Annotated in this window: 23 protein-coding genes; 8 read left to right on the forward strand and 15 right to left on the reverse strand. The window is 63.2% G+C overall.

The window, feature by feature from the left end; all coding sequences use genetic code 11:
- Positions 1 to 17: 17 nt before the first annotated feature.
- The 3 genes from RAK1035_RS00305 to ptsP all read left to right on the forward strand — a co-directional run bounded on the left by RAK1035_RS00305 (position 18) and on the right by ptsP (position 4,141).
- Positions 18 to 509 carry a PaaI family thioesterase gene (locus RAK1035_RS00305; RefSeq protein ID WP_008280611.1) on the forward strand — a complete coding sequence of 164 codons (492 nt, stop codon included), beginning with the start codon at positions 18 to 20 and terminating at the stop codon, positions 507 to 509.
- Between the two features lie 82 nt (positions 510 to 591).
- Positions 592 to 1,830: an aspartate kinase gene (locus tag RAK1035_RS00310; RefSeq protein ID WP_008280612.1), complete on the forward strand. Its 1,239-nt coding sequence runs from the start codon at positions 592 to 594 to the stop codon at positions 1,828 to 1,830.
- Between the two features lie 67 nt (positions 1,831 to 1,897).
- On the forward strand, positions 1,898 to 4,141 hold the full coding sequence (gene ptsP, locus RAK1035_RS00315; RefSeq protein WP_008280613.1) for a phosphoenolpyruvate--protein phosphotransferase: 2,244 nt from the start codon (positions 1,898 to 1,900) through the stop codon (positions 4,139 to 4,141).
- Positions 4,142 to 4,151: 10 nt separating this feature from the next.
- On the opposite strand, the gene RAK1035_RS00320 is transcribed toward ptsP, so the two are convergent.
- The 4 genes from RAK1035_RS00320 to RAK1035_RS00335 all read right to left on the reverse strand — a co-directional run bounded on the left by RAK1035_RS00320 (position 4,152) and on the right by RAK1035_RS00335 (position 7,135).
- Positions 4,152 to 5,348 carry an HlyD family secretion protein gene (locus RAK1035_RS00320; RefSeq protein WP_008280614.1) on the reverse strand — a complete coding sequence of 399 codons (1,197 nt, stop codon included), beginning with the start codon at positions 5,346 to 5,348 and terminating at the stop codon, positions 4,152 to 4,154.
- Positions 5,341 to 5,715, reverse strand: coding sequence for a hypothetical protein (locus RAK1035_RS00325; RefSeq protein WP_008280615.1), 375 nt, complete (start codon positions 5,713 to 5,715; stop codon positions 5,341 to 5,343). Before RAK1035_RS00325 ends, RAK1035_RS00320 begins: the two co-directional genes overlap by 8 nt.
- Positions 5,716 to 5,824: 109 nt before the next feature.
- Positions 5,825 to 6,595, reverse strand: a complete 771-nt coding sequence (locus RAK1035_RS00330; RefSeq protein ID WP_008280616.1) for an EcsC family protein — start codon at positions 6,593 to 6,595, stop codon at positions 5,825 to 5,827.
- A 54-nt stretch (positions 6,596 to 6,649) separates the two neighbouring features.
- The gene (locus RAK1035_RS00335) at positions 6,650 to 7,135 is read right to left on the reverse strand and encodes a GNAT family N-acetyltransferase (protein ID WP_008280617.1); all 486 of its coding nucleotides are present in this window, start codon (positions 7,133 to 7,135) and stop codon (positions 6,650 to 6,652) included.
- A gap of 89 nt (positions 7,136 to 7,224) precedes the next feature.
- Here RAK1035_RS00335 and RAK1035_RS00340 point away from each other — a divergent pair, with 89 nt between their 5' ends.
- On the forward strand, positions 7,225 to 7,830 hold the full coding sequence (locus RAK1035_RS00340; protein WP_198133579.1) for a flavin reductase family protein: 606 nt from the start codon (positions 7,225 to 7,227) through the stop codon (positions 7,828 to 7,830).
- Positions 7,831 to 7,862: 32 nt separating this feature from the next.
- Here the strand turns inward: RAK1035_RS00340 and RAK1035_RS00345 are convergent, their stop codons facing one another.
- Together RAK1035_RS00345 and cobT are read right to left on the reverse strand one after the other, a co-directional pair.
- Positions 7,863 to 9,527 (reverse strand): ABC transporter permease, encoded by a 1,665-nt coding sequence (locus tag RAK1035_RS00345; RefSeq protein WP_008280619.1) that lies wholly within the window; start codon positions 9,525 to 9,527, stop codon positions 7,863 to 7,865.
- 77 nt (positions 9,528 to 9,604) lie between these two features.
- Complete coding sequence (gene cobT, locus RAK1035_RS00350) at positions 9,605 to 10,621, reverse strand: nicotinate-nucleotide--dimethylbenzimidazole phosphoribosyltransferase (RefSeq protein WP_008280620.1); 1,017 nt, start codon at positions 10,619 to 10,621, stop codon at positions 9,605 to 9,607.
- A 78-nt stretch (positions 10,622 to 10,699) separates the two neighbouring features.
- Here cobT and cobS point away from each other — a divergent pair, with 78 nt between their 5' ends.
- Positions 10,700 to 11,458, forward strand: coding sequence for an adenosylcobinamide-GDP ribazoletransferase (gene cobS / locus RAK1035_RS00355; RefSeq protein ID WP_008280622.1), 759 nt, complete (start codon positions 10,700 to 10,702; stop codon positions 11,456 to 11,458).
- Positions 11,459 to 11,515: 57 nt separating this feature from the next.
- Here cobS and RAK1035_RS00360 read toward each other — a convergent pair whose 3' ends face one another.
- From RAK1035_RS00360 to RAK1035_RS00380, 5 genes are all read right to left on the reverse strand, one after another.
- Positions 11,516 to 12,025 (reverse strand): CarD family transcriptional regulator, encoded by a 510-nt coding sequence (locus tag RAK1035_RS00360; RefSeq protein ID WP_008280623.1) that lies wholly within the window; start codon positions 12,023 to 12,025, stop codon positions 11,516 to 11,518.
- A 291-nt stretch (positions 12,026 to 12,316) separates the two neighbouring features.
- Entirely contained in the window at positions 12,317 to 12,655 is a 339-nt protein-coding gene (fdxA, locus tag RAK1035_RS00365; RefSeq protein WP_008280624.1) for a ferredoxin FdxA, read from the reverse strand.
- Between the two features lie 52 nt (positions 12,656 to 12,707).
- Positions 12,708 to 13,088 carry an RNA-binding S4 domain-containing protein gene (locus RAK1035_RS00370; RefSeq protein ID WP_008280625.1) on the reverse strand — a complete coding sequence of 127 codons (381 nt, stop codon included), beginning with the start codon at positions 13,086 to 13,088 and terminating at the stop codon, positions 12,708 to 12,710.
- A gap of 3 nt (positions 13,089 to 13,091) precedes the next feature.
- The gene (locus tag RAK1035_RS00375; protein ID WP_008280626.1) at positions 13,092 to 16,004 is read right to left on the reverse strand and encodes a helicase-related protein; all 2,913 of its coding nucleotides are present in this window, start codon (positions 16,002 to 16,004) and stop codon (positions 13,092 to 13,094) included.
- A 21-nt stretch (positions 16,005 to 16,025) separates the two neighbouring features.
- On the reverse strand, positions 16,026 to 16,586 hold the full coding sequence (locus tag RAK1035_RS00380; RefSeq protein ID WP_008280627.1) for a tetratricopeptide repeat protein: 561 nt from the start codon (positions 16,584 to 16,586) through the stop codon (positions 16,026 to 16,028).
- 71 nt (positions 16,587 to 16,657) lie between these two features.
- On the opposite strand from RAK1035_RS00380, the gene RAK1035_RS00385 reads away from it, so the two are divergent.
- Both RAK1035_RS00385 and RAK1035_RS00390 read left to right on the forward strand, forming a co-directional pair.
- Entirely contained in the window at positions 16,658 to 16,948 is a 291-nt protein-coding gene (locus RAK1035_RS00385; RefSeq protein WP_008280628.1) for an SCP2 sterol-binding domain-containing protein, read from the forward strand.
- Positions 16,948 to 17,937 carry an alpha/beta fold hydrolase gene (locus RAK1035_RS00390; protein ID WP_008280629.1) on the forward strand — a complete coding sequence of 330 codons (990 nt, stop codon included), beginning with the start codon at positions 16,948 to 16,950 and terminating at the stop codon, positions 17,935 to 17,937. Before RAK1035_RS00385 ends, RAK1035_RS00390 begins: the two co-directional genes overlap by 1 nt.
- Here RAK1035_RS00390 and RAK1035_RS00395 read toward each other — a convergent pair.
- Positions 17,891 to 18,721, reverse strand: a complete 831-nt coding sequence (locus RAK1035_RS00395; RefSeq protein ID WP_037297466.1) for a fumarylacetoacetate hydrolase family protein — start codon at positions 18,719 to 18,721, stop codon at positions 17,891 to 17,893. The two genes, RAK1035_RS00390 and RAK1035_RS00395, sit on opposite strands and share 47 nt — an antisense overlap.
- 124 nt (positions 18,722 to 18,845) lie before the next feature.
- Here RAK1035_RS00395 and RAK1035_RS00400 point away from each other — a divergent pair, with 124 nt between their 5' ends.
- A complete protein-coding gene (locus RAK1035_RS00400; protein WP_037297469.1) occupies positions 18,846 to 20,666 on the forward strand; it encodes a M3 family oligoendopeptidase in 1,821 nt (606 codons plus the stop codon).
- Positions 20,667 to 20,772: 106 nt separating this feature from the next.
- Here RAK1035_RS00400 and RAK1035_RS00405 read toward each other — a convergent pair whose 3' ends face one another.
- The 3 genes from RAK1035_RS00405 to rpoH all read right to left on the reverse strand — a co-directional run bounded on the left by RAK1035_RS00405 (position 20,773) and on the right by rpoH (position 23,149).
- Entirely contained in the window at positions 20,773 to 21,042 is a 270-nt protein-coding gene (locus RAK1035_RS00405; protein WP_008280632.1) for a DksA/TraR family C4-type zinc finger protein, read from the reverse strand.
- A gap of 64 nt (positions 21,043 to 21,106) precedes the next feature.
- Positions 21,107 to 22,144, reverse strand: a complete 1,038-nt coding sequence (locus RAK1035_RS00410; RefSeq protein WP_112303048.1) for an alpha/beta hydrolase — start codon at positions 22,142 to 22,144, stop codon at positions 21,107 to 21,109.
- Between the two features lie 108 nt (positions 22,145 to 22,252).
- Entirely contained in the window at positions 22,253 to 23,149 is an 897-nt protein-coding gene (rpoH, locus tag RAK1035_RS00415; protein WP_008280634.1) for an RNA polymerase sigma factor RpoH, read from the reverse strand.
- Between the last annotated feature and the right edge of the window lie 69 nt (positions 23,150 to 23,218).

Consider the following 23,218-nt stretch of genomic DNA (forward strand, 5'->3'; position numbering starts at 1 on the left):
GGACAGGAGGGGCCGATATGCCGTCATACCACGCCACATCGCTGGACGAATTGCCGGACCTCGCGGCCATTTTGGCCCGAACGGGGCTGGGGTTCATTGAGGATATGATCGCAGGCCGCTTGCCCTGCCCGCCGATTGGGGCGACGCTGGGCTTTCGGCCGATTGAGGCGCGGCAGGGTCATGTGGTGTTCGAGGGGGCAGCAAAGTTTGACGCCACCAACCCAATGCGCGGCGTGCATGGTGGCTGGTATGGGGCGATTCTTGACAGTTGCATGGGCTGCGCGGTGATGACGGCGCTCGAGCGTGGCGAGACCTACACAACCCTGGAATACAAGGTGAATATCACCCGCGCCCTGCCGCTTGATGTGCCGGTTCAGGCGATTGGCACGCTTGAACACAAGGGCCGCTCGACCGCCGTGGCGCGCGGCGAATTGCGCGGGCTGAGCGACGGGCGGCTCTATGCCACCGGATCGACCACCTGTTTGGTGATGCGTCCCGACGGCGCATAGATGCTCCGGGCGCAGCACCCCCTTGCGCAGCGCCCTGCCCGCGCGTAAACCGCGCCCGATACTTCGGCTCAGGACTGCACCCATGCCCGTTCTCGTGATGAAATTCGGCGGCACATCGGTCGCCAATATCGACCGCATACGCCGCGCCGCCAAGCGTGTGGGCCTTGAGGTGGCCAAGGGCTATGACGTGATCGTCATCGTCTCGGCCATGTCGGGCAAGACCAACGAACTGGTCGGCTGGGTCAATGAAATCGCGCCCTTACATGATGCACGCGAATATGACGCCGTGGTCAGCGCGGGCGAGAATGTGACGGCGGGGCTGATGGCGCTTACGTTGCAGGAAATGGACATCCCGGCGCGCAGTTGGCAGGGCTGGCAGGTGCCGCTCAAGACCAATTCCGCGCATTCCGCCGCCCGGATCGAGGAAATCCCAACCGAGAACATCAATGGCCGCTTTGCCCAAGGCATGCGCGTGGCCGTTGTGGCGGGCTTTCAAGGGGTTTCGCCCGAGGGCCGCATCACCACGCTGGGCCGTGGCGGATCGGACACCACCGCCGTGGCCTTTGCCGCCGCCTTTGATGCGGAACGCTGCGATATCTACACCGATGTGGACGGGGTCTATACCACCGATCCGCGCATCACCTCCAAGGCGCGCAAGCTTGATAAGATCGCGTTTGAGGAAATGTTGGAACTGGCCTCGCTGGGGGCAAAGGTGCTGCAAACCCGTTCCGTGGAACTGGCGATGCGGTATAATGTGAAACTGCGGGTGCTCAGCAGTTTCGAGGAACCATCTGATGAGGCCGGCACGCTGGTCTGCGCCGAGGAGGAAATCATGGAATCAAAGGTTGTCAGCGGCATCGCCTATTCCCGCGACGAGGCGAAAATGACCCTCATTTCGGTGGCGGACCGGCCCGGCATCGCGGCCGCCATCTTTGGGCCCCTGTCCGAGGCGGGCGTGAATGTCGATATGATCATCCAGAACATCGCCGAAGAAGGCCGCACGGATATGACCTTTTCTTGCCCGACGGATCAGGTGATCCGCGCTGAGAAGGCGCTACGCGAGGCCAAGGACCGCGGCGACATCAATTATCACGACCTTGTGGCTGATACCAATGTGGCCAAGATTTCGGCAGTGGGCATCGGCATGCGCAGCCAATCGGGTGTTGCCGCCAAGATGTTCAAGACGCTGAGCGATGAAGGAATCAACATCAAGGTGATTGCAACCTCTGAGATCAAGATTTCCGTGCTGATCGACCGGAAATACATGGAACTCGCGGTGCAGGCACTGCATGATGCGTTCGAGTTGGACAAAGCGGCCTGACCCGGCCACAGCATCCCTGCCGCCGGGTCTGGCCAATCCCTGAATCTGCTTGGGGGGATCGCCACCCATGAGCGAACATTTCAAGACCGACAGCCGCCAGATGCTGGGCCGTCTGCGTGCCATCATGGCCGAGGATGCGGGCGGGCAGACGCGGCTTGACCAGATTACCCGCCTCATCGCCGAGGAAATGCGGATCGAGGTGTGCTCGATCTATCTGTTCCGTGACGAGGACACGCTGGAGCTGTGCGCGACAGAGGGTCTCAAGGCCGAGGCCGTGCACCAGACCCGGATGCGTATGGGCGAGGGTCTGGTGGGCCGTGTGGCGCGCACCGGCGAGGTGATCAACACCGACAATGCCCCGGCAGAGCCCGGATTTCGCTACATGCCAGAGACCGGCGAAGAGGCCTATTCGTCGTTTCTGGGTGTGCCGATCCAGCGGCTTGGGGAAAAGCTGGGCGTTCTGGTTGTGCAATCGAAACAGGCGCGGCTGTTCTCGGACGAAGAAATCTATGCGGTCGAGGTGGTGGCCATGGTTCTGGCCGAAATGGCCGAACTGGGCGCTTTTGTGGGCGAAGGGGCCGCCATGTCGGCGCGCCACCAGCAAGCGGTGCTGTTTCGCGGTGCCAGCGCGCAAGAAGGCACGGCGCAGGGCCGGGTCTGGCTGCACGAGCCGCGCGTGGTTGTGACCAATCCCATCGCCGATGATCCGGTGCGTGAATTGACACGGCTGAACGAGGCGGTTGAGGCGCTGCGCGTGGGCGTGGACCGCATGCTGAATTCGGCCAATGGCGGCGACAAGGATCAGACCGAAATTCTGGAAGCCTATCGCATGTTCGCCAACTCCAAAGGCTGGATGCGCCGGATGGAGGCCAATATCGACAGCGGTCTTTCAGCAGAGGCTGCGGTGGAAAAGGAGCAATCCGCCGCCCGCGCGCGCATGGGCCAGGTGACGGATGCCTATCTGCGCGAGCGCCTGCATGATCTTGATGACCTTTCCAACCGGCTGTTGCGGATCCTGACCGGGCAGGGCAACGAGACTGGTGCGGACATGCCCGCCGATCCGATTCTGATCGCCCGCAACATCGGCCCGGCAGAGTTGCTCGATTATGGGCGCACCCTGAAGGGAATCGTGCTGGAGGAGGGATCGGTCGGGTCTCATGCCGCGATTGTGGCGCGGGCGTTGGCGATTCCGCTGGTGATCCATGCCAATCGCATCACGACCGAGGCCCTGAACGGCGATCCGATCCTTGTCGATGGTGATCAGGGCATCGTGCATCTGCGCCCCGACGATACGGTCGTGTCAGCCTTTCGCGACAAGATGGCGATGCAGGCCGAGGCGCAGCAGCGCTATGCCTCGATCCGTGACAAACCCGCCGAAACGCTCTGCGGTCAGCGCATCAAGCTCAAGATGAACGCGGGGCTTATGGCCGACCTGCCCAGCCTTGTCGGCTCGGGGGCAGAGGGGGTGGGGCTGTTTCGCACCGAATTGCAGTTCCTGATCCGCAACCACATGCCCAAACGAGCCGAATTATCAGAGCTTTATGCGCGGGTGATGGATGCCGCCGGGGAGCAGCGCGTGGTGTTCCGCACGCTTGATATCGGTTCGGACAAGGTGCTGCCCTATATGAAGCCCAATGACGAACCCAACCCGGCGATGGGCTGGCGCGCGATCCGGGTGGGGTTGGACAAGCCGGGGGTGATGCGGATGCAGCTTCAGGCGCTCATTCGCGCCGCCAAGGGGCGACCGCTGACCATCATGTTCCCCTTTGTGGCACAGCGCGACGAGTTCACCGCCGCCCGCGCCGAGATGGACAAGGCCCTGGAGCGCGAGCGTATTCTGGGCCATCCGATCCCTGCGCAGATCGAAGTGGGCGCGATGCTGGAAACCCCATCGCTGGCTTTTGCGCCGGATGACTTTTATTCAGAGGTGGATTTCATCTCGGTGGGTGGCAATGACCTCAAGCAGTTTTTCTTTGCCGCTGACCGTGAAAACGAGCGCGTGCGCCGTCGTTATGACACGCTCAACATCAGCTTTCTCAATTTCCTTGAGGGGATTGTCTATCGGTGTGCCACGCTTGGAACGCCGCTGAGTTTCTGTGGCGAAGATGCGGGCCGCCCGATCGAGGCCGCGTGCCTTGCCGCCATCGGGTTTCGCACGCTCTCGATGCGCCCCGCCTCTATAGGCCCGGTCAAGAGCCTGTTGCGGCGGATCGACCTTGGACAGTTGCGCGAGCTGATCCATGCAGAGCGCGCGCGCGGTGCGCAGACCGTGCGCCCGGCGGTGATGGACTATCTGCGCGACCAGATGTGAGGCGTTTGCCTCAGTGGCCCCCACCCCCGGCAAGGCCCACACCCGACACCAGCGATCCCCAGACCTTGATGCGCAGTCCCACTGCCTTGACCACGCCGGTGGCTGCGATCACATGGCCGAAAAAGCCGGGCAGATTGCTGGTATAGGTCTGAATCATGCAGCCGCTGCCATCGAGCATGATCTTTTCATGCTCGGGATGCGCCAGTTCAAAATAAACAAGGATCGACCCGCGCCGCAGCATTTCGGCGGGGTCCATCAGGCGACCACCGGGCACGATCTGCCCCGTGGAGATGGCCGGTTGCACCGAGACCACGCGCGCCGGAAGGACCGCATCGCGAAATGACAGGCTTATATTGCTGTCGCAGGCGATTTCGGCGGGCATGCCCTCGTAGATCGTGCTGTTGGCAACCTGAGAAAATCCCGCAACGGTGCGCACGGGCGTGCCTTGTGGCCGGTCGGGGATGATCACCATGGCCGGGCTGAGGATCAGGGTCGAGGCGGGGCTGCCCAAGCTCATGGCAAGCTGGGTGACAACACCGCCCGTATAGGCATGCACCTCGGTTTGCGCCAAGGCCACTTGCGCGCTGTGCAGGGCGGCTTCGGCGGCGCGGCGTTGCGCGGGAAGGGTTTGGGAAATATCCGTCTGAGCCAAGGCAACCTGCGCCTCTGCTGCGGCAACCCCAGCCTCGGCAATCGCGACCGAGGATTCCAATTGGCGCACGGCATCGCGCGTGCCGACGTTACGGGTGACAAGCGTCAGCGCGTTATCGAGATCGACGCGCAGCTTGTCGAGCGACGCCTCTGCCTCGGCAACAGAGGCTTGGGCGACCTTGAGCGTCTCGGCGGCCTTGGTCTCGGCTGCGCTGATCTTGGCGAATTCCGCCTCTGCCTGTTCCAGGGCGGCGCGTTGAGCCCGGTCATCGACTTGGAACAAAAGATCGCCCGCTTCGACCCGTTGGCCATTGATGACGTTGATCGCCGTCACAGGCCCGCTGGCCTGTGACACCACGGAAATGGTGCGGAACGGCACGATGCCCGAATAGGATTTGGGGTGGAAATAAAAGATGAGGAGGAACAGCAAGAAGGCCAGCACCGCCCAGATCAGAACCGCTGTGCGCATGTTCCAGACGGTCATCGCCTCGCCGCGACGCTTGAGCTGGAAATACCGGATAATGACCGGAAAAGAGGTCAGAAGCAGCTCAATCACGTTGGGTGTCTCCTGTCGGCTTGGCCGTATCTTCGGGCGTCTGTGCGCCTGCGCCCCACAGGTTGAAGCGCGCCAAATCGGCCATGAGCGCAATCAGGATGGCACTGATCGGCAACAGGATATTGAAATGCCCGAGCGGAAACAGCTCGTAAAGCAGGGCGACGGTGAGCATCGTCGGGATCGTCTTGGCCAGCGGCGTGCCGTGCGATTGATGTTCGGCCCAGCGATCAAAGGCCGCGTAGAGCGTGACGAGCACATAGATCACCGCGATAAGCAGCCCCAAGGACACCCATGCCAGCGTGTCGCCCTCTCCCGGCGCGGCGAACCATCCCGGAAGCGCAGCGCCGTGTTCCTCTGTAGTTGCCATAGCTGAAATCCATCACGATCAATCGCCATCAGCCTATGGGTTATAGCTGCAATATCAAGGAAATTATGTGCTGCATCCGCCGTGCTGATGCAGGGGCGGATAGATCGGATCAGCTGACGCGGCCCGGTGTGCTTTGGGCCATTGCACGAAACTCGGCGCATAACGCGGAATGGTCGCGACCGGCGTCAATCGCCAGCCGACGCAGCCCGAAATGCACCTGCGCCATATCCTGATAATAGCGGGTATAGGCATAGTTGGTCGCCGCCCCCGCTGCGGCCCCCAAGATCGGCACGGTCTGCGCCGCCAGCTTTTGGCCCAAGACCGCCGCCAGACGCGGGGCCACCCGCGCGATAAGCGCGTTGAGCGCGGGGCCGGTGACGGTCATCCGACTGCCCAGAAAGCCCAGATTGGCCCCATCGTCGCGCTCGAGCGGCCCAGCCGCGCCGAACACCTGCACCGAATCGAACCGCACAGCGGGTTCGGATGGGTCGAACCCGTTTTCAACCGCCACATCCTGAATGGCGCGCAAGAGCACGGTAACTGTGATCGGCAGTTCGGCCAGCGCTGTAGGCAGGCCACCGATGCCGCCCACCGCCCCCATCGAGGTGGTCAGCGCCCGCGCCATCCAGCCCGGCTGATCGCCCACAACCCCGCGCGAGCGATGCGCCATTTCGGCGGCGCGGCGCAGCGCCTCTTCGGTGGTTTCATTAAGGCGCGCGCGCAAACTGGGCGGCAAGCGATCCAGCAAGCCCTCGGCGCGCCCACCCACAAGGTTGAGCAGATCAATCACCCCATTGCCCGCCTGCGCATTGCGCGCCACCAGCGCGCGCAAGCGCCGCTCGGTTTCGGTCTCGTCAATCGGTCGGCCCAAAAGCTCCATCCGCGTGCCTCATCCTCGTTGCCTAGGTTGAATTGGCCACAGCAGAGCCTGAATTCAAGCGTCGCGCATCACTTTGCCGGCCACATCCTCCCACGCGCCGGGGCGCAGTTCCAGCCCCAGCACACGCTCTGGGTTGGTGGGGGGCGGCATTTCCACGGCGGTCAGCTTGGTAAATCCAAAGCGGCTATAGTAGGGCGCGTCGCCCACCAAGATCACCCGCTCCCAGCCGAGCGCCGCTGCGCGCTCCAGACTGTCGCGCATGAGCAGCGCGCCCAGCCCCTCGCCCTGATGGGTGGGATGTACGGCAACAGGCCCCAGCAAAAGCGCGCGCGCCGTGCCGATCCGAACAGGCCAATAGCGGATTGCCCCGGCCAAAATCCTGTCATGATCGCGCACCACAAGGCACAGATCGCGCACGGGGGGCACATCATCACGCAGCCGGTAAGACGACAGCGCCTCGCGCCCCGGCGCGAAACACAGGTCATAGAGGGCCTCAACCTCCCAGTAATCAACGGGTTTCTCCGTCTCGAGGGTGAACATGCCGCGCGTTGCCCTTGCCAAAAATCGACTGGCCATGCGCGTAGCACGACGTTACGACAGGCACAAACCCGATGACCAAGGAGAGGCGGATGTTTTACCGACCCGAAGAGGGCCATGGCCTGCCCCATAACCCGTTCAACGCCATCGTGACACCGCGCCCGATTGGCTGGATCTCGACCCGTGGGGCCGATGGGCAGGACAATCTGGCCCCCTATTCGTTTTTCAATGCGGTCGCCTATGTGCCGCCACAGGTGATGTTCGCCTCGACCAGCGCCAAGCCGGATCGCGGCGATACCAAGGACAGCGTCGCCAATATCCGCGAGACAGGCGTCTTTTGCGTCAATATCGTCAGCGAAGCATTGCGTGATGCCATGAACCAAACCTCTGGCGCGTGGGGCCGTGAGGTGGATGAATTCACCGATGCCGGGTTGGACAAGGCGACCTGCGAAACCATCGCCTGTTCCCGCGTGGCGGCAAGCCCGGCCAGTCTGGAATGCAAGCTGACGCAGATTGTGCAACTGCCGGGCGAGGCGAATTTCGTGGTCTTTGGCGAGGTTATCGGCGTGCATATGCGCGACGACTGCATGGTCGAGGGCCGGTTTGACGTGACCCGGTTCAATCCGCTGACCCGGCTTGGGTATCAGGATTATTCGGTGATCCGCGAGACATTCAGTTTGAAGCGACCGGGGGAGTAAGCCGCGCGGGCGTGATTGGGGTGAATGTTACCCTACCCCGCTGAAATCGCCGTGCCCAGTTTCGCCGCGCGCCGCCCCATGCTCTCGCGGCCCAGCGTGCGGCAGAGGATCAGCACCGGGATCAGTCCGAACGCCACCAGCACCAGCGATGGCACCGCCGCCTCTGACAACCGCTCATCGGCGGCGAGGCGGTGCGCCTGCACCGCCAGTGTCTGAAAATCAAAGGGGTGCAGGATCAGCGTTGCGGGCAATTCCTTCATCACATCGACAAAGACGATCAAAAGCGCGGTCAGAACCGAGGTGCGCGCCACCGGCAGATGCACCCGTGTCAGAAGTTTTGGCCCCGGCTGCCCCAAAGAGCGGCCAATCGCATCAAGATGCCCCGGCACCGTCGCCATGCCACTGTCATAGGCGTTGAGCGCCGCCGCCATGAACCGCACCATATAGGCCATGATCATGAGCCAGATTGATCCGGTGATCAAAAGCCCGGTGCGGATGCCAAACGTCTCTTGCATGAAGGCGTCGATGGCATTGTCCAGCCCCGCCATCGGCACCATGAGGCCAACGGCAATGACGCCACCGGGCACGGCATAGCCCAGACCTGCCCCCATCACCAGCCAGCGCGCGCTGCGCCCCGGACGGGTGCGGGCGCGAAACCCCACGAGGATTGCCCCCACCACCGTCAGCACTGCCGCGACACTGGCCAAGAGCACCGAATTGGTCATGAACCCCAGATAACGCGCCGAAAGGATATTTTGCCCCGAGCCGATGGCCATTTCCCCCAGCATGATCACCGGAATGATGAAGCCAAACAGCACCGGCAGAAAACAGAGCGTAAAGGCCCCCCAACCCGCCGCACCGCGCAACTGCGGGCGTTCCATCGTCTCGAACCGTGCGCCGCGCCCGGCGGTGCGCGACCGCCCCCGGCTTGCCCGCTCTAACCCGGCCAAGAGCAGCGCGAAACTGAGCAGGCACAGCGCCAGTTGCGCCGCCGCCGCCCGGTCGCCAAGGCTGAACCACGCCTGATAGATGCCGGTGGCAAAGGTCTGGACGTTGAAAAACGCCACCGTGCCGAAATCGGCGATCGTCTCCATAACCGCAAGAAGTGCCCCGCCCGCAATCGCCGGGCGCGCCATCGGCAGGGCCACCCGCCAGAAGGCCTGCATCGGCGAACGCCCCAGCGTGCGCGCCACAAGGAACGCATTGCCCGATTGCTGCCGAAACGAGGCCCGCGCAAGGAGGTAGACGTAAGGATAGAGCACGATTGTCAGCATCAGGGCCGCCCCGCCAAGGCTGCGCACCTCTGGAAACCAGTAATCGCGCGGCCCCCAACCCGTGATCGCGCGCAAGGCGGTTTGCACCGGGCCGGGATGGTCCAGAAAATGCGTGTAGGCATAGGCCATGACATAGGCCGGAAACGCCAGCGGCAGCGCCAGCGCCACCTCTAAAAGCCGCGCACCGGGAAAGTGGTAGACCGTCACCAGCCAAGCCGTGACCGATCCGATCACCGCTGTGCTGACGCCGACGATGGCGACCAGCGTCAGGGTCGTCGCGGTATAGCGCGGCAAGACCGAGGACAGCACATCGCGCCAGGTCTGCAAATCGCCCGCGAAGGCCGCGAGCGCCGCCGCAAGGATAGGCGCCACGCAGAGCACGACGACGACCCAGGCAAGGCGGTGCAAAAGGGTTTCGCTCATGGGCCAAACGCTCCGGTATAATCCGACGGTTTTGATCAGTATTCCGGGGCGGCAGGCGGGTCAAGCCGATGAGGCGATTACGCCCCCGACACGCCCGCCTCGGCAAAGGTGGCCATACCAGAATGACAGGCGAGCGCCGCTTGCACGATACCCATCGCCAGAACCCCGCCCGAGCCCTCGCCCAGACGCAGGCCCAGCGCCAAAAGCGGCTCTTTGCCCAATGCGTGCAAGAGGCGTGGATGACCTGGCTCGGCGCTGACATGCCCGGCTATGGCGTGATCAAGCGCGCCGGGGCATTCCGCGTGCAGACAGGCGGCGGCGGCGGTGCAGATAAAGCCATCGAGCACGACCGGAATGCGCAGCTGCCGCGCCCGCGCCATGGCCCCGGCCATCGCCACCAATTCGCGCCCGCCCAAGCGACGCAAGACCTCTAGCCCCCCTGCCCCAGAGGCGGCGTTGACCGTGACCGCCCGCGCCACGATCTGTGCCTTGTGCGCAAGGGCGGCATCGGCCAGCCCGGTGCCGCGCCCCGTCCATCCCTCGGCCCCGCCGCCAAAGAGCGCCAGCGCAATCGCCGCCGCAGAGGTGGTGTTGCCGATGCCCATCTCGCCCACAACCAAAAGGTCTGTAGCCGGGTCCACCGCATCCCAGCCGATGTTGAGCGCGCGCAGCATGTCGTCCTCGGACATGGCAGGGCCAAGGCTGATATCGCCCGTGGGCCGATCCAGATCGAGCGCGACCACATCCATCCGCGCGCCCACTTGCGCCGCCAATTGATTGACCGCCGCCCCGCCCGCCCGGAAATTCGCCACCATCTGCGCAGTGACAGCCGCAGGAAAGGCGGAAATGCCCTGCGCCACCACCCCATGATTGCCTGCAAAGACGATCACTTGCGGTGCTGTCACCCGCGCCCGTGCGGCGCTGCGCCAGCCGCAATACCATTGCGCCAGATCTTCAAGCCGCCCCAGCGCGCCGGGGGGTTTGGTGAGGTCTGCGTCGCGGGCTTGCGCCGCTTGCGTCGCCGCCGCATCGGTGCCGGGGGCCGCGCGCAAGAGGGCTGCGAAATCCGAAAGCGAAGAGAAAGGAGACGGCATGCAAAGCCTCATTGATTGTGCTGCGCCCATTCTGTATCGCAGGCAAAGCCCCCGCCCCAGACGAAAAAGGGCACGTCCATGGCAGAAAACGACAAGGCGTTGATCCGCCTCAGAGATATGCCGCTGGCGCTGAGCCTGCTCAGTCGCTTGGCCGTGCCGTTGCGGCGGTTTGATCGCGGCGCACGGGCGGCTTGGGCCTATCCGTTGGCGGGGCTGGTGCTGGGCGGTATGGCGGCCTTGGGTGGGATCGCCGCCCTGGCACTTGGGCTGCCCACGCCGGTTGCGGCGCTTGTGAGCCTGAGCTTGCAGGTGGTTCTGACCGGGGCCATGCACGAAGACGGGTTGGCAGATACTGCCGATGGTCTTTGGGGGGGATGGACGCCGGCGCGGCGGCTCGAGATTATGAAAGACAGCCATATCGGCAGCTACGGGGTCATTGCGCTGATCCTGTCACTGGGCGCGCGCGGTGTGGCGCTCTGGCTGCTTTTTGAGGTCAGTCCAGCGCTGGCGACCTCTGCCATTCTGGCCGCAGCCCTGCTGTCACGCGCGATGATGCCTTTGGTCATGTGTGCCCTGCCCCATGCCCGCGCCAGCGGGTTGTCGCAGGCGCAGGGGCGCGCGCCACTGGCGACGGCGACGGTTGGGCTGGCCCTTGCGGTGGGTCTGGCGCTTGTGCTTGTCGGTGCGGCAGGGCTGAACGCGCTGGTTGCGGCGGCCGTTGCCACCTGCGCCCTTGGCCTGATTGCCCGCGCCAAAATCGGGGGGCAGACCGGCGACATCCTTGGGGCCACGCAACAACTGGCGGAAATCGCGGTGTTGTTCAGCCTTTTGATGTGAGCCATGAAAAAAGCCGCGCCAGAGGACGCGGCCTTTTCCTAACATGCGGGGTTGGGATCACGCCGCGCGCGACACCAGCACCTCATCCACCTTGCGGGCGGCCAGAACTTCATCGCCACCCGACACGGCGGCCACTTCGCGCGTCAAACGCTCGAGTGCGGCCTCATAGAGTTGACGCTCGGAATAGCTCTGCTCGCGCTGATCGTCCGAGCGGTGCAGGTCGCGAACCACCTCGGCAATGGCAATCAGATCGCCAGAGTTGATCTTTTGCTCGTATTCCTGCGCCCGACGCGACCACATGGCACGTTTGACCTTGGCCTTGCCCTTGAGCGTGCTCATTGCCTTGGACACGACATCGGGGCTGGACAGGCCACGCATCCCAATCTCGGTGGCCTTGTTGGTGGGCACACGCAGGGTCATCTTGTCCTTTTCAAAGGAGATCACGAACAGTTCCAGCGTGATGCCGGCGATTTCCTGCTCTTCGATCGAAACGATCTGGCCCACGCCATGGGCGGGGTATACAACGTAATCATCAGGGCGAAATTCGGACTTTTTGGTCTTCGACATTCAGGTCTTCCTCGCAGGGCTGCCAGCTCGGACGCACAAAAACACATGCCAAGGGCCAATGCGGTCCACGGAATATGTGTATCTGTCGCAGAGAAATCCACCCCCGGGCAGCAACGCGGGTGAATGGATATCAGGCACATTTGATCTTGTCATGAAACTGTATCACAAAAAACCGCCCAATGAAAGGGCGGTGTTCTGTACGGGCATATTCGCCCCTGCAAATCAACGGCTTATCAGGTTCACAATGTCACGCGCGGCGCTGTTTCACCGGCGAATGCCGCGAATCGGGTCTCAGCCGCCCAGTCCGGGGGCCTCGGAAAAGTATTTCTCAAGCTTGCCCGCCTCGCCGTCGCGCTCTTCGGCCTCGGGCAGCGGATCTTTCTTGGTGATGATCACCGGCCACATTTCCGCATATTTGCGGTTGAACTCGACCCATTTTTCCATGTCCGGCTCGGTATCCGGGCGGATCGCATCGGCGGGGCATTCCGGTTCGCATACGCCACAGTCGATACATTCATCGGGATGAATGACCAGCATGTTCTCGCCTTCGTAAAAGCAGTCGACAGGACAGACCTCGACACAGTCGGTATATTTGCAGGCGATACAGGCGTCGTTCACGATATAGGTCATGGCCGTCTCTCATTCTTGCCGAATTGCGCCTCACCTAATCCAGTGGGCAAGATCAATCAAGCGGTCCCGGTTCATTGAGATCGAGTTTGCGGCGGTCGCGCTTGGTCGGGCGCCCTTTTCCCTCATATTTGGGCGCGGGCGGAACGCTGTCCTGCGTCACCGGGTCGCTGAGATCGTCATAGAGCGCCTGCGCCTCGGGGGCTGGCCCACGCCGTGTGCCAAGGGCGGCGATCCGCACCACCCAGACACGTGTTGCCTGCGCAAATGTCAGGACATCGCCCGGCCCCACCGCTTGCGCAGGTTTGGTGACACGCGCGCCGTTGACGCGCACATGCCCAGCCGAGATTTCCTTGGCCGAGAGGGTGCGCGTCTTGAAAAACCGCGCGTGCCAGAGCCATTTGTCGAGCCGGATTTTGGCGGCGGGCGCGTCCAAAACCTAGCCCTTGGTCCGCAACCCCATCAAGGCCGCAGCGAACGGATTGTCCGGGTCGATCCGATCATTTCGCTTCTCGGGCTTGGCGGCATAGGTTTTGGGCTGATCATCGCGCGGCTCGCGCGGCTTGCCCTTGCCGGGCTTGCCACGGGGCTTGCCGCCTTGGCGCTGCGGGCGGTCGCGTTTCTGCGCCGCGTCGCCATCCCCTTGGGCGGGCTGTCCAGCCTGTGCACCACGCGGGCCACGCCCGCCCTGTGCGGGGCGATCGCCACGTGGGCGATTGGCGCGCGGGGCCCAGGTGAAGGTGTAATAGACCTCGAGTTCGGTCGCCGCGACCTCGGGGCTTTCACCGGGAAGCACCTCTTCGGCCGGGGTCTCGTCGAGCGCGGCGGGAACGACGGTCTCGGCCACCGGCTCTGCGGCGATGGGCGCAACGCCCTCGTCGGGGATCTCGGCCACGATATCCGCGACCGGCGTTTCAGCCTCTGTCGCCGCCGCCGCATCTGCGGGGGCCTCGGAAATGGCCTGATCGACCGGCTTGACCTTGGCGCGTTCGGCACGCTCGGCCTTGTAGCCCAGCCCCTGCATCAGCAGGGCAAACTGCTCGAGCGTCATCCCCGTGATAGAGAGCATATCGGGCTTGGCCTCGAATCCACCGCGCGTATCTTCGCTGCGCAGCATGTCGGCCAGACGTTCCAGCATGTCGATGCGGATCGCCCGATCCCCGGCAGCGCGATACCCGGCCATCGTGAAATAGCCCTTGGGCGCGTCGCTACGGGCGGGCACGGTCACCAGACCCGGCGGCGGGGCCTCGGGGAATTCATCCATCCCTTGGCTCAGCGACCATAGCACCAGCCGCAACCGCGTCGGTGCAGGCTTGAGCAGGAGCGGCAAAAACACGGTGAACTGGCCAAAGCGGATGCCATGCTTGCGCAAGGCGCCACGCGCATCTTGATCCAGCGCCTTGACCTCGTCGGCGATTTCACCGCGCGGGATCAGGCCCATCGCCTCGACCATGCGAAAGCCCAAACCGCGCGCCAAACCATTCAGCGTCTCGTCGCGCTGGATGTTCAAGAGCGGTTCAAACAGCGTGGCAATGCGCCGGTCGATATAGTGCTGCAAGCGGCGTTGCACCTTGGCGGCCACATCCGGGCCGGCCTCGTCATCGACAAAGGCCACGATCTGTGGCTTGAGCGGGTCGGCACCGGGCGTCAGCTTGCCCACCGCCTCTTTGCCCCACAACAGGCCACCCTGTTCGGTAAAGTCGATCTCGGTGTCGGGTGCGTTGTAAAAGCGGTCCGCCTTGAGATGGAAATGCGGGGCAAGTGCCGCGACGCTCGCCTGTTGCAGCGTGCGTGCTTCCTTGCCTGCTGCCGCGCGGTCCTGCATGAAGCGGAACCCTTCGAGCCGTCCGACGAATTCGCCCTCGACGGTCACATCACCTTGATCGTTTACTTCGGCCACCATGGCTTCCTTCTGCTTGAGTCGGCGCAACAGAACCGAGGTGCGCCGATCCACAAATCTCTGGGTCAGCGCGCCATGCAACGCATCTGACAGGCGGTCTTCTACAGCGCGTGTCGCCCCGCGCCAATGGTTTTCGTCATCCAGCCAGCCTTTTCGCTGTGCGACATAGGTCCAAGTGCGAATATAGGCCAACCTTTTCGACAGCGTGTCGATGTCACCATCGGTGCGGTCGATGCGGGCAACTTGCTGTGCCAGCCAGTCATCAGGCACGCGACCATAGTCGGTCAGGTCGCAATAGATGCGTTCCAAGAGGCTGGCATGTTCGGCGGCGCTGATGCCCCGGAAATCGGGAATGCGGCAGACATCCCACAAGAGTTTCACCGCTGTCCCCCCGATGGCGCGCGGCATCACATCGGGATGTTCGGCCAATGTCTTGAGCGCGCCCAGATCATCCGCCTCGCGGGCGCGGGCCAGCAACTCGTGATCGGGGCGCGCCTCGAGACTGGCGATGAGCGCGCCGGTGGTGCCGAATTGCAGACGCGCATTGCGCCATTCCAGCTTGCGGATGGGGGCAAAGCGATGCTCCATGATCGCCTCGGCCAATTCGGGCTCAAGATCGGGCGCCTCGCCGGTCACACCAAAGGTGCCGTTGTTCATCCCTCGCCCTGCGCGCCCGGCAATCTGACCCAATTCATTGGGCTGCAAATAGCGCATGCGCCGCCCGTCGAATTTGCTAAGCGAGGAAAAGGCCACGTGGTTGATATCAAGGTTCAGCCCCATGCCGATGGCATCGGTCGCCACGAGGTAATCGACATCGCCATTCTGATAAAGCTCGACCTGCGCATTGCGCGTGCGCGGGCTGAGCGCGCCCATGACCACCGCAGCGCCCCCTTTTTGGCGGCGCAGCAACTCGGCCATGGCATAGACGTTTTCCACCGAGAAACCGACAATGGCGCTGCGCGCGGGCATCTTGGCGATCTTGCGCGGGCCGGTATATGTAAGTTGCGACATGCGCGCCCGGCTGAGAAATTCGACCCCCGGCACCAGCGCGGCTATGGTTTGGCGCATCGTGTGGCTGCCCAGAAACTGCGTTTCGCGCAGGCCGCGCATCCGCAGCAGCCGGTCGGTGAACACATGCCCGCGTTCTGGGTCAGCGCAAAGCTGGATTTCATCCACCGCCACGAAATCCGCGCCCATCCCCTCGGGCATCGCCTCGACCGTGCAGACCCAGTATTGCGCACGCTCGGGCACAATCCGCTCTTCGCCCGTGACCAGCGCCACGACAGAGGGGCCGCGCACCGCGACGATCTTGTCATAGACCTCGCGCGCCAAAAGACGCAGCGGCAGGCCGATGATGCCTGTGCGATAGCCCAGCATACGCTCGATAGCGTAATGCGTCTTGCCGGTATTGGTCGGGCCCAGAACCGCGAGGGTTCTTGACTGCTCGGACATCCAGAGCACTCCTTGATGGTGTCAGAGATCCGCGCCGCCCAATTCGCGCGCCACGTTGTCCCGCGCCTTGGTTACGTCCTCGTGATGGGGATGTATAGCCAGCGCGCGCGAAAACGCATCCCGCGCAAGATCGGGCTGTCCCAATTCATCCAGCAACACCCCAAGGCCGTAAATCGCATTGAAGTGGCGTGGCTCCAGCGCCAGCGCACGTTCGATATCATGAAGGGCCAGACCATAGCGCTCTTGCCGGTAAAACGCGACAGAGCGCAGGTGCCATGCCTCGGCAAAGTCCGGCGCATGGTCGATGGCCGCGCTCAGATGCGCGATGGCCGCGGCCATATCGCCCGACTCAATCGCGTCTTCGCCGCGCCGCAACAAAAGATCCATTGCTGGCGATCCTGAGCGCGCCAATTCCAGCTCGATTTCGGCGGCAATCTTGCGCGCTTCCCCGGCCTCGGCCTGCGCCAATTGATCAAAGAGCCCGTCAAGCCGCGTCTCCTCTGCCAAGGCAGGTAGGGAAAACGTGACTATCGCTGCAAATGCCGCGACGATACGGTTGAGATTGAAGTTCGCTGCGCCCATAACGAGTCTGAGTTTAGCGCAGATTGTCCGGTTGCACAGCCCCGGCATCGCAAATGTGAAAGGAAGCGCAGATGAGCGACGTAATCACCACAGCCGTGGCCGCCCTGAATGAGAAACTGGGGGGCGAGGGCCTTGAAGGCAGCGCGAAATTCGTAATCGAGGATGAGGGTGCCATCGTGATCGACGCCAATGGCGCGCGCGCCGGCGATGACGACACCGATGTCACGCTGACGGCCAGCCGCGATACGTTCGAATCGATCCTCGCGGGCGATCTCGATCCCGCCGCCGCCTTTATGTCTGGCCGTCTAAGCGTCGATGGCGATATGGGCATGGCGATGAAGCTGGGCAGCGTGCTGGCCTGATGCAGGCCGCGCCGCTCTTTGACGATGTGGCCCAAGGGCCAGAGGGCGGTGCCGCATGGTGGATGTCTGCCTCTGACGGAATGCGTCTGCGGATTGGCCTGTGGAATAGGGACGGGACCCGTGGCACGGTCCTGCTCTTTCCCGGGCGCACCGAATATATCGAGAAATACGGCCGTGCCGCTGCGCATTTCGCCGGGTGCGGGTATGCGACGCTGGTCATTGACTGGCGCGGTCAGGGTCTGGCGGACCGGCTGACCACGGATGCCATGGCAGGCCATGTGCATGAATTCGGGGATTATCAGCGGGATGTCGCGGCCATGGTCGAGGCGGCTGAGCGGCTTGATCTGCCGCGCCCTTGGCATCTACTGGCGCATTCCATGGGTGGCTGTATCGGGCTGCGCGCGGTGATGCGGGGGCTAGAGGTGCAAAGCTGCGCCTTCTCAAGCCCGATGTGGGGCATCCATATGGCGCAAGCTCTGCGCCCGGTCGCATGGTCCCTGTCTTGGGGCAGTCGTCAGTTGGGCATGAGCCATCATTACGCCCCCGGCACGGCGGGCGCGCATTACGTGCTGGAAGAGCCATTCGAGAGCAACAAGCTGACCAATGACCGCGAGATGTATGACTATATGGCCCAGCAATTGCGCGCCCACCCCGAGTTGGGGCTGGGTGGGCCCAGCCTGCGCTGGCTGCACGAGGCGTTGAAGGAAACCCGGGATTTGGCGCGCCTGCCCTCTCCTGATCTGCCTTGCCTGACGATTCTGGGCAGCGACGAGCAGATTGTCGATGTGCCCCGTGTGATCGACCGCATGGCGCATTGGCCGGGCGGGCATCTGGAACTGGTCCCCGGCGGGCGGCACGAAACGCTGATGGATACGCCCGACATGCGCGGGCGCCTGCTGCGCCAGCTTTGCGATTTCTATGGCGGCGCGTGGCGCGCGTCGGCTACGGATCGCGCCGCACAGGCGAGCGCTGTTCCCCAAGCCCGCTGATCCGCACCACCATTTCATCACCCTCGGTCAGATAGCGCGGCGGCTTGCGCCCCATGCCCACACCCGGTGGCGTGCCAGTGGCGATCACATCGCCCGGTTCCAGCGTCATCAGCGCGCTGAGATATGCCACGATATGCGCCACCGAAAAGATCATGCGCGCCGTCGTGCCGGTCTGCATCCGCGCGCCATTCAGGTCGAGCGAAAGATCAAGCGCCTGCACATCCCCCACGGCATCGGCTGTCACCAGCCAAGGGCCCATCGGCGCAAAGGTGTCACAGCTTTTGCCCTTGGTCCATTGCCCAGCCCGCTCCATCTGAAAGGCGCGCTCGGACACATCGTTGACGATTGTGTAGCCCGCCACATGGTCCAACGCCTCAGCCTCGGTCACATATTTGGCGCGTCGCCCGATCACCACGCCCAATTCCACCTCCCAATCGCCCTTCTCCGCACCGCGGGGCAGATACACAGGGTCTTGCGGGCCGCAAATTGCCGAGGTCGCCTTGAGAAACACCACCGGCTCTGGCGGGGCGGCAACGCCCACCTCTTCGGCATGGTCGGTATAGTTGAGACCGATGCAAATCAGTTTGCCGACCTGCCCCACCGGCGGCCCGATCCGGGGGGTGCCTGCAACCAAAGGCAGGCTTTCGGGGTCGATCCGGGGTAACTCCGCAAGCACCGCCCCGGCCAAATCGGGCACCACACCCGACAAATCCCGCAAGCGCCCCTGATCGTCCAGAACGCCGGGTTTTTCCTGCCCCGTCTCACCAAATCGCGCGAATATCATGTGATCTTCCCCTTTCACCTTGCGCCCCACCCTAGCCAGCCGCGCCCGAATGGCAAGCACCCCGCCCCTTGTGGCCCCCGCCCCCCCGGCCTATGTCTGGGCCATGTCAACAAGAGGTGCTCTCATGCTCAACCTGCCGTTTCCCGTCCGCGATGCCAATGCCAGCTCTGGCAACAGGAACTTGGGCCAACTGCCGGAATGGGACCTGAGCGATCTCTACACCTCTGAGAAAGCCCCCGAACTCAAGCGTGATCTGGACTGGCTGCACAGCGCCTGCGCTGAATTCGCCACCGATTACGAGGGCAAGCTGGCCACGCTCGACGCGGCGGGCCTCTTGGAGTGTATCCGCCGCGACGAGGCGATCAGCACCACGGCGGGGCGCATCATGTCTTATGCAGGGCTGCGCTATTACCAGCTTACGACCGATGGCGGGCGGGCGAAATTCATGTCCGATTGCCAAGAAAAGGTGACGAATTCCACCACGCCGCTGGTGTTCTTCTCGCTCGAACTGAACCGGCTTGACGAGGGCGCGCTGACGGCGATGTATGCCGAGAATGCCGATCTTGCCCGCTACAAGCCGGTGCTCGACCGCATCCGCGCCATGAAACCCTATCAGCTGTCGGATGAGCTTGAGAAATTCCTGCATGATCTGGGCGTGGTGGGCGATGCGTGGGAACGGCTCTTTGACGAGACCATCGCCGGGCTGACCTTTACCGTGGATGGCGACGACCTTACTATCGAGGGCACGCTGAACCTTCTGACCGAACAGGACCGCTCCAAGCGCGAATCCGCGGCGCGCGAATTGGCGCGGGTGTTTGGCGAGAATATCCGCACCTTTGCCCGTGTCCATAACACGCAAGCCAAGGAAAAAGAGGTGATCGACCGCTGGCGCAAGATGCCCACGGCGCAGACCGGGCGGCACCTGAGCAACGATGTCGAGCCCGAGGTGGTCGAGGCGCTGCGCAATGCGGTTGTCGCGGCCTATCCCAAGCTCTCGCATCGCTATTACGAGCTCAAGCGCAAATGGCTGGGGCTGGAGCGCATGCAGGTCTGGGACCGCAACGCGCCTCTGCCGATGGAGGCCACGCGCCTTGTCGATTGGGACGAGGCCCGCGATACGGTGATGGGCGCCTATGCCGCCTTTGATCCGCGCATGGCCGATCTCGCGCAGCCGTTTTTCGAGCGGGGCTGGATCGACGCGGGCGTGAAACCGGGCAAGGCGCCGGGTGCCTTTGCCCATCCCACCGTGACCACGGTGCATCCCTATGTGATGCTGAACTACCTTGGCAAACCGCGCGACGTGATGACGCTTGCCCATGAATTGGGCCACGGCGTGCATCAGCGTCTGGCGGCGGATCAAGGCGAATTGCTGTCCTCGACGCCGCTCACACTGGCCGAAACCGCCAGCGTTTTCGGCGAGATGCTGACCTTCCGCCGCATGCTGGCAGGGGCGCAGACCCAGGCCGAACGCAAGGTGCTGCTCGCGGGCAAGGTTGAGGATATGATCAACACGGTCGTGCGGCAGATCGCCTTCTACGACTTTGAATGCAAGCTCCACGCGGCACGCCGCGAGGGCGAATTGACCCCCGATGACATCAACGCCCTCTGGATGAGCGTGCAAGCCCAGAGCCTGGGCGAAGCCTTTGATTTCATGGACGGGTATGAAACCTTCTGGGCCTATATCCCGCATTTCATCCACTCGCCCTTCTACGTCTATGCCTATGCCTTTGGCGATGGGTTGGTGAATGCGCTCTATGCGGTCTACGAAGAAAACCCCGACGGGTTCCAAGACAAGTATTTCGATCTGCTCAAGGCGGGCGGCTCCAAGCATCACAAAGAGCTTTTGGCGCCCTTCGGCCTCGATGCCTCGGACCCGGCCTTTTGGGACAAGGGGCTGAGCATGATTTCAGGCATGATCGACGAGTTGGAGGCGATGGAGGGCTAAGCCTCAGGCCTCTGAAATGAGTATTTAAGCCATAAAGAAGCCAAGGGTGGCTTTCATCTGGCCCAAAATACCTCGGGGGGCACGGGGGGCAGAGCCCCCCAACCTTTCATTTCAACTGGCTGTCCTTTGATCCACGCCGGTTGATGCCGCCGCGCGGTTGATGCGCCGCGTCGCGTTCTTGCTGGCAGTCGATGCAGAGCTTGACGCCCGGAATGGCCACGCGCCGCGCCTCGGGGATGGGTTCTTCGCATTCGGCGCACTGGGTCAGGCTGTCGCCCTCTGGCCCACGCCGCGCCTTGAGGCGCGCCAATTCGTCGGAAATCGACGCCTCGATCTGTTCGCTTACCGCGCCGTCGCGCGCCCATCCACCGGCCATGTCGCCTTGCTCCTCTGCCGGGGTCAGTTTACGCCTTGCGCGCGTCCCGTCAATTCCGCGCCGCTCAGGGCAGCAAAACGCGGGGCTTGGGCAGGCTTAGCGTCATATCGCGCACAAACTCGCCGCTGATACCGTTGGTGCCAGCCATGATGCCACGCAAAAAGTCGATGGCGGCAGGCGAGGTCACGGGCACGAAATGGTTTAGGCCAGAGCCATCGGCCAGCGCGGTAAAGTCGATCACCTGAACATCGGGGCGCTGCACCTTGTCGGCGCGGTCGATCATGCCAAGGCGCGGCTTGCGCCCGGTGATAAAGCCCGAGAGCGACAGGGCGCGATCGGCCTTGGTAATGAAAATGAGGAAGGGCTGGGGCAATTCGCCAATCGCCTCGGCCTGCCGGTCGAACACATCGGGATCAATATCGGGCGACATCAGCACCACGCCGCTGATCCGGCGCAGCAAATGGCGGTCTTCGCTTAGGGCAATACTGCGCAGCGCCTCCATCACAAGGCTTGATCCCATGGAATGCGCGAGCAGGAACACCCGGTCGCCCGGCGCGCCCGTCAACTGGCGCATCACCTTTTGCAGATCGTCGCGCGCAAAAAGCACCGAGTCGCGGTCGTAGATATAGCCGCGCGGGTCCCCTGCCGAGGGCCAGGAAAACAGCACGCCGGGCATGGCCGTGTCAAAATCAGTCTGGATCTGGGCCAGCCGATACATCGCCTCTGAGAGGGTGTTGTTATAGCCGTGCACGAAGAGCAGCGTCTCGCGTGTTTCGGGATGGGCGCGGCGCATCGCGCGTTGCATGGCCGCCGCCCCGTCATAGACTTCGGTGCCCGTCACCACAAAATCGGTGGCGGCATCAGGCGGGCCATCGGGCCATTCGATCTGCCCCGGCGTGTGGGTCGGGGGCACCGACACATCCGCCCGGAAGAACCGCAGCCCCTCAGGCCGTTCCAGCCCAAAGATTGGCCCGGTCTGATCGAGTTTGCGCCCCGTCGCCACATAAACGGGCTGGATCGTGGCGGCGGGGTTGGGGGCCGCGCGCTCTGCGGTGACGCGCGGGGAACAGGCGGCAAGCAGCAGGATTGCGCCGCCCAGCATCGCGCGCCTCACACACTCTGCCCAGTTTACACCCTGCCCCATACCCTGCCTCACACGCTCATGTTCGGCGTGAGAGATACGCGCAAAGCCGCGCGCCGCCAAGAGACCTTAGGCCGAGGTCAGCATGCCCTTTTCCTGGGCCAAGGCCCGCATCCGCTTTTGCAGCTTTTCGAAGGCCCGCACCTCGATCTGACGAATGCGCTCGCGGCTCACGTCATATTCGGCGCTCAGATCCTCGAGCGTCACAGTCTCGTCGCTCAGCCGCCGCTGGGTGAGAATGTCGCGCTCGCGCTCGTTGAGCACATCCATCGCTTGCACCAGCAATTCGCGCCGCGCATCCAATTCATCACGCCGCTCGTAATCGCCGGCCTGATCGGCATCCTCATCCTCAAGCCAGTCCTGCCATTGCATAGAGCCTTCGCCCTCGGCCCCGACCGTGGCATTGAGCGAGGCATCCGCACCCGCCATACGCTGGTTCATGCTGATGACTTCGGCCTCGGTCACGCCCAGATCTGTGGCGATCTTTTTGACCACATCGGGCCGCATATCGCCCTCTTCCAATGCGCCGATCTTGGCCTTGGCCTTGCGCAGATTGAAAAACAGCTTCTTCTGCGCCGAGGTGGTGCCCAGTTTCACAAGGCTCCACGAGCGCAGGATATATTCCTGAATGCTGGCACGAATCCACCACATCGCATAGGTCGCCAGACGAAAGCCGCGCTCGGGGTCGAACCGCTTGACCGCCTGCATAAGGCCCACATTCGCCTCGGAAATCACTTCGGCCTGCGGCAGACCGTAACCGCGATAGCCCATGGCGATCTTGGCCGCGAGGCGCAAATGGCTTGTGACCATCTTATGCGCGGCCTCGGTGTCCTGCTCTTCGGCCCAACGCTTGGCCAGCATATATTCTTCTTCCGGCTCCAAAAGCGGGAACTTGCGGATTTCCTGCATATAGCGGTTCAGCCCGCCTTCCGGGGTCGGGGCTGGCAGATTGTTATAATTTCCCACGCTGTCGTCCCTCCTGATGTTTGCATCGTTAACATTCAACTAGGTATGCGCTACTGTCCTTTCAAGACA

Origin of the sequence: Roseovarius sp. AK1035 (assembly GCF_003288315.1) — a bacterium.
In the GTDB taxonomy this organism is placed as follows: domain Bacteria; phylum Pseudomonadota; class Alphaproteobacteria; order Rhodobacterales; family Rhodobacteraceae; genus Roseovarius; species Roseovarius mucosus_A.